Source organism: Oxalobacteraceae sp. CFBP 8761, assembly GCA_014841595.1.
GTDB lineage: Bacteria > Pseudomonadota > Gammaproteobacteria > Burkholderiales > Burkholderiaceae_D > Telluria.
Genome location: JACYUE010000004.1, coordinates 151,693 through 163,802 on the forward strand (window position 1 = coordinate 151,693; position 12,110 = coordinate 163,802).

Annotated in this window: 11 protein-coding genes; 5 read left to right on the forward strand and 6 right to left on the reverse strand. The window is 66.3% G+C overall.

Translation table 11 applies throughout. The features are described from left to right. Nucleotides 1-34 precede the first annotated feature (34 nt). The 6 genes from IFU00_20240 to IFU00_20265 all read right to left on the reverse strand — a co-directional run bounded on the left by IFU00_20240 (nt 35) and on the right by IFU00_20265 (nt 7,901). Nucleotides 35-2,857, reverse strand: a complete 2,823-nt coding sequence (locus IFU00_20240) for a chromosome segregation protein SMC (GenBank protein ID MBD8544611.1) — start codon at nt 2,855-2,857, stop codon at nt 35-37. 8 nt (nt 2,858-2,865) lie between these two features. Next, a complete protein-coding gene (locus tag IFU00_20245) occupies nt 2,866-3,591 on the reverse strand; it encodes a hypothetical protein (GenBank protein MBD8544612.1) in 726 nt (241 codons plus the stop codon). Further along, entirely contained in the window at nt 3,588-4,967 is a 1,380-nt protein-coding gene (locus IFU00_20250; GenBank protein MBD8544613.1) for a hypothetical protein, read from the reverse strand. Before IFU00_20250 ends, IFU00_20245 begins: the two co-directional genes overlap by 4 nt. A 158-nt stretch (nt 4,968-5,125) precedes the next feature. Next, the gene (locus IFU00_20255) at nt 5,126-5,878 is read right to left on the reverse strand and encodes a DUF3108 domain-containing protein (GenBank protein MBD8544614.1); all 753 of its coding nucleotides are present in this window, start codon (nt 5,876-5,878) and stop codon (nt 5,126-5,128) included. A gap of 1 nt (nt 5,879) precedes the next feature. Then, nucleotides 5,880-7,010: a DUF3108 domain-containing protein gene (locus IFU00_20260; GenBank protein ID MBD8544615.1), complete on the reverse strand. Its 1,131-nt coding sequence runs from the start codon at nt 7,008-7,010 to the stop codon at nt 5,880-5,882. 45 nt (nt 7,011-7,055) lie between these two features. Beyond that, nucleotides 7,056-7,901, reverse strand: coding sequence for a helix-turn-helix domain-containing protein (locus tag IFU00_20265; GenBank protein ID MBD8544616.1), 846 nt, complete (start codon nt 7,899-7,901; stop codon nt 7,056-7,058). Nucleotides 7,902-8,028: 127 nt separating this feature from the next. Here IFU00_20265 and IFU00_20270 point away from each other — a divergent pair, with 127 nt between their 5' ends. From IFU00_20270 to IFU00_20290, 5 genes are all read left to right on the forward strand, one after another. Then, nucleotides 8,029-8,706 carry a 3-oxoacid CoA-transferase subunit A gene (locus IFU00_20270; GenBank protein MBD8544617.1) on the forward strand — a complete coding sequence of 226 codons (678 nt, stop codon included), beginning with the start codon at nt 8,029-8,031 and terminating at the stop codon, nt 8,704-8,706. Beyond that, nucleotides 8,694-9,377, forward strand: coding sequence for a CoA transferase subunit B (locus tag IFU00_20275; GenBank protein MBD8544618.1), 684 nt, complete (start codon nt 8,694-8,696; stop codon nt 9,375-9,377). Before IFU00_20270 ends, IFU00_20275 begins: the two co-directional genes overlap by 13 nt. A gap of 89 nt (nt 9,378-9,466) precedes the next feature. Next, entirely contained in the window at nt 9,467-10,195 is a 729-nt protein-coding gene (locus tag IFU00_20280) for an SDR family oxidoreductase (GenBank protein MBD8544619.1), read from the forward strand. Between the two features lie 85 nt (nt 10,196-10,280). Continuing rightward, the gene (locus tag IFU00_20285) at nt 10,281-11,279 is read left to right on the forward strand and encodes a tripartite tricarboxylate transporter substrate binding protein (GenBank protein ID MBD8544620.1); all 999 of its coding nucleotides are present in this window, start codon (nt 10,281-10,283) and stop codon (nt 11,277-11,279) included. A gap of 76 nt (nt 11,280-11,355) precedes the next feature. Next, nucleotides 11,356-12,015 carry a hypothetical protein gene (locus tag IFU00_20290; protein ID MBD8544621.1) on the forward strand — a complete coding sequence of 220 codons (660 nt, stop codon included), beginning with the start codon at nt 11,356-11,358 and terminating at the stop codon, nt 12,013-12,015. Nucleotides 12,016-12,110: the final 95 nt, after the last annotated feature.

The following is a 12,110-nucleotide window of genomic DNA, read 5'->3' on the forward strand; positions in this document are numbered from 1 at the left end:
AAAAAAGGGAGCCGGTACCGGATCCCTTTTTGCATCAAGCCGCCTTCGCGTCTTCCTTCCGGCGCTGCAGCACGAAGATCGGCTGCGCCCACTGCTGGTCCTTCTTCTTCTTGCTCGTGATGAGCGTCAGTTCCGACGGGTCGTAGACGTCCGTATTGTGCGTCAGCGGGGTCGTCATCAGGTACTGGGCGTCGGTGTTCTTCAAAAACTCGCCGACCAGCTGGATGTTGCGGATATCCAGGTGGGCAAACGGTTCATCGATGAACACGAAGCCGCCCGAACCTTCTTCGGACTTGAGCAGGCCAATCAGCAGCACCAGCGACTTCATGACCTGCTGGCCGCCCGACGCTTCGCCGTCGTTCATCCCGATCTGGTCCTTGCCGTCGAACTTGAAGCGCACATGCAGGCCGGCCTGCGACAGTTGCACGTCATCGTTCTCGAGCCGCACCGGGTCGGCCTGCACGTCGATCCCGGCCAGGCCACCCAGTTCGCGGATGTTCTTGGTATAGGTCTTGATCGTGTAGCGCAGGCGCTCGATGTAGGCGCCGCGCGCATTGCCGGTCGCTTCGATCGCGCGGTTGTTCTGGTAACGGCGCTCCTCGGTCTCCGTCTGGCGGCTTTCGAGCTGGTCGTGCAGGCGCGCATACTGGTCGACCACGGTCGGATCGAGTTCCCAGTCGTCGCGCGCCAGCGACCCTTCAAGGGATCCCAGGCGCAGATTGACCTGGTGCGCATTCTGGTGCTTGGCCACCAGGTCGCCGCGCCAGTTCGGATTCTTCCACGCGCCCGGCACGGCGCGCCAGCTGCGGCGCAATTCCAGCAAGGCTTTCGCATGTTCGGTGCGCTGGTCGATCTGGCGGCGATGGTTCAGGCGCATGCCCGCCTCGGCTTCCGACAGCGCCATGCGCGCGTTCTGCCACACGGTGTCGGCGCGGGTGCGCGCGACGGTCGCGTTCTTGCTCAGCGTTTGCAGCTCGCCCAGACGCGCGCCCACTTCCATCCGCTCGGCCTTGAGCGGCGCCAGTGCGCGCGCGGCTTCCTCGAATTCTTCCTGACGCGCCGACAGTTCCTTGGCCGCATCCACGCCGGCGATGCGCGCCTTCAGGCCGCCCACTTCGGCGGCCAGCTTCGAGATCGCCAGCGTCAGCGCGTCTTCTTTCTGTTCCAGCGCCGGCAGCGATTTCTGGATCGCTTCCAGGCGCTGCGTCTTGCCGGCCGCGCCGAAGCGGTAGCGCGATGCTTCGACGAACAGCGAGCGGCCACCGCGGCGTTCGCGGTGGTAGGCGTCCGGCGTGATCCACTCGTCCGAGCGGCTCTTGAAGCCGTCGTCGACCGAATCGACGCGCACGATGCGTTCCAGCTGGTCGATCAACCAGCCTGGCGCCTTGCCCGAAAAGCTCACCACCGACAGCAGGCTGTCATCCTTGACGACCGGCGCCGTCACGCAATCGGGCACGATGAAGTGGCGGTAGCGCTCCTTCTCGGCCAGACGGTAGGCGTTGGCCGCATCCGATGCTTTTTCGAGCAGCACGACCGAGGCGTAACCACCGAGCACACCTTCGACCGCGCCCTGCCATTTCGGATCGGTCACTTCGACGATGTCCGACAGCATGGCGTGCGCGATGCCTTCGTCGCGCAGCGCGCGTCGCATCAGGCGCTGCGCTTCGGGTTCCGGCATCGCGCTCTTGCCCTGCAACTGGGAGATCGTCGCCAGCTCGCCCGCGATCTTGGTCGACACGGCTTCGCGCGCGCTCTTCTGGCGCGCCAGCTCGGCTTCTTTCTCGCCCAGCTGCTTGCCCACTTCGGCGATGTCGGCGCCGGCATCGGCCGACAGCTTTTGCAGGCGGTCGCGCTGTTCCAGCAGGCTTTCCAGCGGCTTCAGGCGCGTGTTCACTTCGGTCAGGCGGCGGGCCAGTTCGCCGCCCTCCTGCTCCAGCTGCGTTTCCTGCTTTTGCGCTTCGGTCAGCGCGCGCTGCTGGCTGGCCAGCTGGCTGCGTTTCTCGGCCAGTTGACCGTCGGCCTGCACCAAAGGCTTCTTCGCTTCACGCAGCGTGCGCGAGACCAGCAGCGCTTTCTCGCGCGCTTCGTGGTACTGCAGCGCCGGCAGCACTTCTTCGTGCAGCTCGCGCTTTTCTGCGTGCAGGTCGGACCACTGATGGTGGTTGGCCACACGCAGGCGCAAGCCTTCGAGATTGGTGCGCGAGGCTTCCAGCTCGGCCTCGAAGCGCTTGAGCTCTGTCTCAGTATCGCGCTGGTGGCGCTTGGCTTCGTCGTACGCATCCAGCACTTCCTTGTCGCCGAAGACCTGGAACACCAGGTCGAGCAACTGGCGCGGCGCGTATTCGCACAGCTTGTCGGTCTCGCCCTGCTCGAGCGCCAGCACTTTCGACATCGCCGGCGACAGGCCGGCCGACGCCAGGCGCTTGCGGTAGTTTTCCACGCCCAGCCAGTCGGTCGCTTCGGTCACTTCCTCGATCTCGACGTTCCCGGGACGCATCAGGTACTGCCGCTTCCAGTCGCCGCCGTTCTTCTGCACCTGGCAAAAGAGCGTCACTTCATCGTCGGCGAAAAAGCCCGAGTGACGAAACGGCCGGTTTGACAACTGGCGGCCTACCGGCTTGTTGTCGACGACGGCGCGCAGCCAGGCACTTTGCTGGCCCGAGTGGCGCGCATAGTGTTTGTACGTGCGGCCCATCGAGCAATCGAGCCCGAACAGCGTGCGCATCGCATCGAGCAGCGTGGTCTTGCCCGAGCCGTTCTGGCCGGCGATCGTGATGATCTTGGCGTCGAGCGGGATGTTCTTGATCCGCTGCCAGTAATCCCAGTGGACCAGTTCGAGTGATTTAATGTGGAACATCGGCTATCTCAATTCGGGGTGTCAGGGACATCAAGGGCGCCGTCGGGCGCCAGGACATCGTTGGCGGCGTCGGCATCGATCGGGGCCACGCGGCGCGGGGCAGCAGCCAGCGGGGCGCGCTTGAACACTTCGGACAGCGCGCCGTTGATGATGCGTTCCTTGAGCACGTCAGTGTCCATCATCAGGTCGAGCAGCGGGCCTTCCAGGATCACGTCGCCGCGGCGCTCGATGAAGCCGAGTTTCGACAGCACGCCCAGGTTCATGTCCATGCGCGTCTTTTTGCCCAGCTTGTCGCCGAAGTCCGACAGCAGCGCCGTGTACGAAATGCCGATCGACGTGTCTTCGGCGCGCGGGATCGACAACTCCTTCTCGAACATGTCGTTCTGGTCGTCGTCGATCGTCGTGTGGGTTTCCTGGCGCTCGCGCTTGGGCAGAATGATCTGCGCCCACAGCACGACCAGTAACGCGACGCCGTCGCGCGTCAGGCCGAAGTTATTGTTCTGCCAGATGTCCTTGGCGCCGAAGATCTTCGGCTCGACGTTGCGGTGCAGGGCCACGGTGACATGGTCGGCATACACGTTGTCGAGCAGTTTCAGGCCCGATTCGAGCAGGCGCTTGTCGACTTCGGCGCGGAACTGGTCGTCCGACAGCGCGCGCTTGACCATCTTGTCGTCGCGGCGCAGGGTCTGGTGCGTCAGCAGGCGCGCGATCAGGATTTGTGCATCGTCATTCATGGGGCAGGCTGTCCATCAGGGGTGGAATCGGCATTCAGTGAAAGGGTCGCGACCGACATGGCCGCCACTTCCGGGTCGTTCAGCTGGACCATCTCGTCGAGCGAGACGAACGTCAGCGGCAGGCGCGCCAGTTCGGCCGTTGCGCCCTGCAGGCTCGCTTCGGACGCATCGCCCAGGAGCGGCAGCAGCGAGGCGCGGTACGAGGCCAGCGCAAACGTCGCCGGCAGCAGCGACTCGTGCAGCTGCACGCGGCGCGGGCCGACGCTGGAAAACTCGGGGAAGTTGCCCAGGTTGGCAAAGTCGGCCAGCTTGTTGATCCAGTCGTTCAGCTCGAGCTGCATGGCCGGATTGTCGTTGACCGTCAGCGGCGCATCCTGGCCGCTCGGCAGGCCTTTCGGGCCGGTCGAGATGATGCGCTCGGCCAGCAGTTCGGTCTCGGCCACGTCGATCATCTCGGCCGGGGTGCCGAACAGCGGCGTGACCGGGCGGTCGATCGCGCCGGCGGCCAGGCTGGCCAGGTCGTCGTGCGCCAGCAGCCAGCGTTTCACGTCGGTGGTCGACAGGCCCGACTGGCCCAGGTGCACGCGCTGGCGTTCGATCTGGTTCAGCGCGCGCGAGAACATGCCCTGCATGTTCAGCAGTGCGCTCTGGGCGCGGCCGATCGCCTGCGCCGCGCGGTGCGTGGCGGCGTCGGCCCGTTCGTCGGACGTGATGGCGCGCAGGATGACCGAGCCCTTTTCGACCCAGTCGCAGGCCATATGCCACTTTGCCTGCGAGGTACGCAGGCGAAACTCGGAGCCGGACGCGATCGCGTCGCGAAATTCCTCGGTCAGTTCGACCAGGCGGCCCAGCAGGTGTTTCAGCTGGTCGACCGTGACGCCGCCCACGGCCTGGGCACCGGCCACCTGCGACAGCAAAAAGCCCATTTCGGCTTCGTCGGCTTCGGGCTTGCCCAGCGCGAGCAGGGTTTCCAGCGCGGACAGGACGTTGCGGGCCAGTGGCGTGATGCGGTAGACGGCCGCCGGGGCGTCCCAGGCCAGCAGGCCGTGGCCGCGCAGGCGGTTGAGCACCGTTTCCAGGCTTTCGGGGACGAGATAGGCCAGCTTCTGGTTGATGTCGGCGCGCGAAAAGGCCGACGTGGAGGCATCGCCAGCCAGTTCGCGCAGGACGAGCAGACGCACCAGCACACCGTCTTGCGTGCCGTGGAACAGGGCCGTGAAGGCCGACAGCATTGGCTGGGCACGCTTGAGGTGGAAGACTTGCTCGATTTCGTCGGGAGCAATGCCATCCTGGAAGTGTACCTGCAGCGGATCAAGTTCCTGCGCTGTCGTCGAGGCGTCGGCAGCGTGCGCCGCGCCGGCTTGGGGGTCGATCATTTTGTTAATAACCAGTCTCGTGCGCGGCCGAGACGGGTCTGCATTGCATTTGTTACCACAGACCCGGCCAGCTTCGCGGGGGCGTCAGTATAACAGTTAAGACTGGGCAATTCCGGAATGGCTACCCGCTGGGGCAGCCCCTGCAACACCGCTGCGGCTCAAGTCCTGGTCACGCTCTTGAGCGTCTGCTCGATGGTTTCCTTGTCGCCTTCGGTGAAGCGGATCTTGACCGGATAGTACTCGTGCGCCGGCGCCAGCCAGACGTCCACGCTCTGGTCGCGGCTGCCTTTCAGCGCTGCGCGCGTGACCAGAATCGCATCGACCTCGCCCAGGCCTGTTTTGACTTTTTCGCTCCGCACGACCTTGAAGGTCCAGGTCTCGGCGCTGCTGCGCCCCGCCACGAAGAACGGCCACTCGGTGCCGGGCTTGAACTTGTCGCCGGCGGCGCGCGCCACGGCGGCCAGTTGCCAGGTGACCGACACGCGGTCCTGCTCCCCACCCTTGAGCGGATAAGTCTTCTCGCCTTCCGAGAATCGCATCGTCTTTGCAGTACGGTCGAACGTGATCGAGGTGGGGTCCTTGCGCATGCGCTTTTCGGAAAACTCGGTCGGGGCCAGACCGTAGGCATCGATGACGCCCTGGCTGCGGTTGTCGAGCAGCGTGCCCAGGATCGCCACGCGTGATTCGAAGCGCACGTCGTACTTGCCGTCGCCGGCGCGCCAGTTGACGGTGGCGTCACCTTTCAGGGCCAGGCCCTTCTGGCGCGCGGCCAGGTCGTAGGCCAGATCGGCCGATGGCGGCAATTCGAACGCGCGCTTGACGGCCTGATGGGCGGGCTGGGCGGACGCGCCACCCAGTGCGAAGGTCAGCGCCAGGGCTGCACCGATGTGTCGAATGTTGTTCATAGGCATATCAAGATCCTGAATGGTCCAAGACGATATTATTCACTGTTTGCGTGGTTACTGCTCCGTTGCGCTCGGTATTGCGAATCCGCACCGGATACCAGCCATGTGCGGGGGCCAGCCAGATGTCCAGCTGCGACTTGTACGAGCCCGGCTGCGGCGGACGCGTCAGGTGCCAGGTCTGCAGTGTGCCGAGTTTGGTATCGATCTGCTCCTGTCCTACCACCGTGAAGCGGTAGATTGCCGCATCGCGGTCTTCACCAACGAAGATGTCGATGGCGCCCGTGAGCTGCTTCGGGTCGCCGCGCGCGATCGCCGCCAGTTGCAGCGGAATGCTGGCCTTGTCCTGGGCGCCGGGCGGCAGCCCGTACATCGCTTCGGAGGCCGAAAACGTGATCAAGCCCTTGCCCCAGTCGAAATGGGTGGCCGTCATGGCGCGCCCGCGCCGCTTCTCGGTCATCGTGATCGGCGCAAAACCCGTTGCAGCCACCGCGCCCTCGCTCTTCAACACCACCAGATTGACCCGCGCGAACACGACGCGGATGCCGGCTTCGACCTGGATACGATAACTGTCCGCATTCGATTGCCAGGCCAGCAGCGCCTCGCCCGACCACGTGGTGCCATCGGCGTCGGTGCGCGCGACGTCGAGCGTGATCTTCGCGGGTGGTGGCATGTCGATGACGTAGCGGCGCGCTTCCGGTGCTGCGGGTGGCGGCGGCGGTGCAGCCGTTGCCGGCGCGGACGCTGGCGGCGCCTGCGGGGCTGGCGCTGCCGGTATCGGCTCGACCGCCGGCGCGGCCGGCGCTGTGCCAGCACCGTCCTCCGAGGGCGCCGCACTGGAAACCGGCGTGATGTCCCCTGGCCGGTCGGGCACCGCAATCTCCACCGGCACCGGCGGGATCCGGGGCAGTGGCGGCGGACTGGCCTCTGGCACTGGCACCGGTTCGGGCGCAGGTTCTGGCGCAGCGGCGGGCAGCAATTGGGCCACCAGCGTCACGGGTGAGCTACCGGACGTGGCCGCCGGAGGCAGGACCGGGCTGACGTGCTGCAGCTCGGTCAGGACGATCCAGTGCAGCAGCACGACCAGCACCACGGGCAGCAGCCGGCGGCGACGGGGAAGAAGAATCGGTGCGGATGGCATGACGCTAGTGTAGCGCGGGCGCCGGGATGGACACGCGTGCCGGGATCAGGGCAACAGGATCGACAGCTCTTGCGCGCTCGCGCGCAGGACCGGCAAAAACTCCTCTTCCATCTTGCGCCGCGACACGCGCGCCGCGTGCGCCCCGATGTTCAGCGCGGCCAGCACATTGCCCGAGGCGCCGCGCACGGGGACCGAGATCGAGCGCAGGCCGACTTCCAGCTCTTCTTCGACCAGCACGTAGCCGGCGACGCGCACGTCCGCCAGGATGGCCCTGAGCCGCTCGGGATTGACCACCGTGCGCTCGGTCATGGCCTTGAGCGGCACGCGCGCCAGGTAGTCGTCCAGCTCCGGCGCGGGCAGGTGCGCCAGCAGCATCCGGCCCAGCGCCGTGCAGTACGCCGGCAGGCGGCTGCCAGTGGTCAGCGACACCGACATGATGCGCGAGGCGGCCGAGCGCCCCACGTACAGCACTTCGTCGTCCTGCAGCACGCCGAGCGAGCACGATTCGTTCAGGCTGCGGCTGACCTGGTTCAGGTAGGGGTGGGCCGAGACCGTGAGCGGCGTGGACGACAGGTACGAGTAACCGAGCGACAGCACCTTGGGCTTGAGCGAAAACTGGTTGCCGTCCGCGCTGGCATAGCCCAGCGCAATCAGCGTGTGCAGGCAACGCCGCACCGACGCGCGCGGAATCGCCGTGCGGTGGCTGATCTGGGCGATCGTCAGGCTGCGGCGCTGGTCGCTGAATGCCTGCAGCACCGCCAGCCCGCGCGCCAGCGACAGCATGAAATTCGGGTCGCTGGCGATGGTGTCCGCTGGCAGTTCAGGCTCGTGTGGCGTGTTCATGGTGCTCCTTGGAAATGACGCAATAAACCGTTCGGCAATCGAACACATTCCGTCGTGTCGGCTTGCGCTGCGGGCTGGCACCCTCCTACACTCGGTTCATCTGTTCAGTGATCAGACATTAGGGCGATTATCGAACAGTGTCAACGCGCGTATTGCGCTGGAAAGGACCTGCACCATGATCGACAAGATTTCCCCGTCGGTGGCCGCGGCGGTGGCCGACATCCCCGACGGCGCGACCATACTGATCGGTGGCTTCGGCACCGCCGGCATGCCGGCCGCCCTGATCGACGCGCTGATCGCCCAAGGGGCGCGCGACCTCGTCATCGTCAACAACAATGCCGGCAACGGCGACACGGGCCTGGCGGCGCTGCTCAAGGCGCGCCGCGTGCGCAAGATCATCTGCTCGTTCCCGCGCCAGGCCGATTCGCACGTGTTCGACGCGCTGTACCGGGCCGGCGAGATCGAGCTCGAACTCACGCCGCAAGGCAATCTGGCCGAGCGCATCCGCGCCGCCGGCGCCGGCATCGGCGGCTTCTTTTCGCCCACCGGCTACGGCACCGATCTGGCGGCCGGCAAAGAAACGCGCCTCATCGACGGCCGCCACTATGTGCTCGAATCGCCCATCCACGCCGACTTCGCGCTGATCAAGGCCTTCCACGGCGACCGCTGGGGCAACTTGGTGTACCGCAAGACCGCGCGCAACTTCGGCCCGATCATGGCGATGGCCGCGCGCTGCACCATCGCGCAGGTCAGCCGCGTGGTCGAACTGGGCGAACTCGATCCGGAAGCCATCGTCACACCGGGCATCTTCGTCCAGCGTGTCGTACAGGGAGATGCCGCATGCAACGCTTGACCCGCGACCAGATCGCCGCGCGCGTCGCGCGCGACATTCCCGAAGGCGCCTACGTGAACTTGGGAATCGGCCTGCCGACGCTGGTCGGTGCGCACCTGCCCCCGGACCGCGAGATTTTTCTGCACAGCGAGAACGGCCTGCTCGGCATGGGCCCGCCGCCCGCCCCCGGCGACGAAGACGAAGACCTGATCAACGCCGGCAAGCAGCCGGTCACGCTGCTGGCCGGCGGCAGCTACTTCCACCACGCCGATTCGTTTGCGATGATGCGCGGCGGGCACCTCGACATCTGCGTGCTCGGCGCGTTCCAGGTGTCCGTCCAGGGCGACCTGGCCAACTGGCATACCGGCGCGCCGGATGCGATTCCGGCCGTGGGCGGCGCGATGGACCTGGCCATCGGCGCCAAGCGCGTATTCGTCATGATGGAGCACCAGACGCGTGATGGCGCCAGCAAGATCGTCGAGCGCTGCACCTATCCGCTCACGAGCCTCGCGTGCGTGAGCCGCATCTACACCGACCTGGCCGTGCTCGATGTGACACCCGCTGGCCTGGTGGTGCGGGACATCGTCGACGGCCTGTCGTTTGCCGAACTCGAACACATCACCGGGCTGGCCCTGACGGATGCGACGCAGGCGCGCGCCGATGACCTCCCTCCCATCACCCGACACGTCTGACCACAAAGGAGAAGCCCGCCCTACCCTGGTTTGTCAAGCAGCCGGCGCCCGACGCCAGGCGCTTTCCTATAAAAATATAAGGAGACAATATGCATCGACAAGACGTGACCCTGGTCACCGGCGGCAGCGCCGGCATTGGCCGGGCCATCTGCGAAACGCTGATCGAGCAAGGCCGCACGGTCGTCAATCTCGACTACCGCCAGCCCGACTGGCGGCATGACCGGCTCGTGTCGTTCCAGGCCGACCTGACGCGCCAGAACGAGACCCGCATGATCGCGCAGCAGATCGCCGCTGCCTACAACGTGACGGCGCTGGTCAACAATGCGGGCGCCACCCGCCCCGGCACCATCGACACGGCCACGATGGAGGATCTCGACCATGTCGTGGACCTGCATCTGAAAGCGGCCATCCTTCTGGTCCAGGCCTTCCTGCCGGCGCTGCGCGCGTCGGGACACGGCCGCATCGTCAACATCGCCTCGCGCGCGGCGCTGGGCAAGGCTGAGCGCATCGTGTACGCCGCCACCAAGGCCGGCCTGATCGGCCTGACGCGCACGCTGGCGCTCGAACTGGGCGGCGACGGCATCACTGTCAATGCCGTGGCGCCGGGCCCGATCGCGACCGAGCTTTTCCACAACAGCAATCCCGACGGTGCGCCGCAGACCCGGCGCATCATCGACAGCATCGTGGTGGGCCGCCTCGGCACGCCGGCCGACGTGGCGCGCGCTGCCGCCTTTTTCCTGTCGCCCGACAACGGTTTTGTCACCGGCCAGGTGCTGTATGTGTGTGGTGGCACCACGCTGGGCGTGGCCCCGGTCTGATTCGATCTGCAACAAGGCCTGGCTGCCGTCCGCGCGCGTGCCCGGTCCATTTCGCTGCATCCGTTGTCCTTATTGGAGACACATCATGTCACGTACCTTTTTGTCGACCCGCCGTACCCTCACCCTCGCCGCTGCGTCGGCCCTCGGCCTGCTGGCACTGACGCCAATGGCGGCACAGGCCCAGGCCTTCCCCACCAAGGCCATCACGATCATCGTCCCGTTCTCGGCCGGCGGCACGACCGACATCCTGGCACGCGTGCTGGGGCAGTTCATCAGCAAGGACCTTGGCCAGCCGGTCATCATCGACAACCGCGCGGGCGCGGGCGGCAATATCGGCACCCAGCTCGTGGCGCGCGCCGCGCCCGACGGCTATACCATCCTCATGGGCACGGTCGGCACCCACGCCATCAACCAGAGCCTGTACCCGAAACTGGCGTTCGATCCGATCAAGGACTTCGCCCCGCTCACGCGCGTGGCCCTGGTGCCGAACCTGCTGGTGGCCAATCCGGCGCAGCCGTTCAAGACCGTCAAGGAGCTGATGGCGTATGCCAAGGCCAATCCCGGCAAGGTCACGTTCGGCTCGTCGGGCAGCGGCACGTCGATTCACCTGTCCGGCGAATTGTTCAAGCAGATGGCCGGGGTCGACATCCAGCACGTGGCCTACAAGGGCAGCGCGCCGGCCGTCAATGACCTGCTGGGTAACCACATCGCGATCATGTTCGACAATATGCCGTCGGCGATCAGCCACGTCAAAGCCGGCAAGCTGCGTCCCCTGGCCGTCACCACGGCGCAGCGCTCGCCGGCGCTGCCCGACGTGCCGACGATCGCCGAAGCGGGCGTGCCTGGCTACGAAGCCACATCGTGGTTCGGCCTGCTGGCGCCAGCCAAGACACCGGCCCCTGTCGTGGCGAGGCTGAACACGTCGATCCTCAAGGCGCTGGCCGATCCGGACGTCAAGAAAAAGCTGCTGGAGCAAGGTGCCGAACCAGCCGGCGAGACGCCAGCGCAGTTTGCGGCCTTCATCGCCAGCGAGACGGTCAAGTGGGGCAAGATCGTCAAGCAGTCCGGCGCGACAGCGCAGTAAGCTGCCGTGGCGCGCGGGGCGTGGTCCGCCCCGGCGTTATCTGCTACGCTAGCCGCACCATCACAGGAGACGCCACATGCTCAAGCCGCCCATGCCAGGAATGACCGACACCCTCGAATTCGTCAAGAACCTGTGGGGCGGCATGCAGATCCCCGGCACCATGCCGGGCATGCCGCCGCTGCCCGGCGCCGGCATGTCGGTGGAAGACCTCGACAAGAAGATCGCCGACCTGAAGGCAGTCGAAGCCTGGCTCACGCTCAACCAGAACATGCTGCACGGTACGATCCAGGCCCTCGAAATCCAGCGCGGCACGCTGGCCACGCTCAAGGCGATGGGCGACAGCATGGCCCAGGCGATGGGCCAGACAAAGGTCGGCGAGTCGTCGGTTGCGCCGTTCGCGCAGTTCTTTGCCCAGATGGCGCAGACGGCCACGCCGCCGGCCCAGACGCCGGCCCAGACGCCGCCAACACCAACGCCGCCACCGCCACCAGCGCCCGACGCCGCGCAGGCCGCACCCGATGCCGCGGGCGCCGCCATGCCGGCCGCCGTCGCGTGGTGGAACCTGTTGCAGGATCAGTTCCGTCACGCCGTGGCCAGCACCATACCGGCCGAGGGCGCGGCGGCTGCCGATGACGCCAATGCCGCCGACGCGCCTTCTACTACGCCTGATGCGCCATCGGAAGAACCCGCCGCGCGTGCCCGGCGCAACGGTCGCAGCAAGACCGACAAGACCTGACGCCAGCGGCCGCGGCGTTGCAGGGATGCCTTGAGGCGTCCCATTGACGGTGCTGGTAGCGCACGCGCATGAACCGTGCTGAACTGACCGGGCGG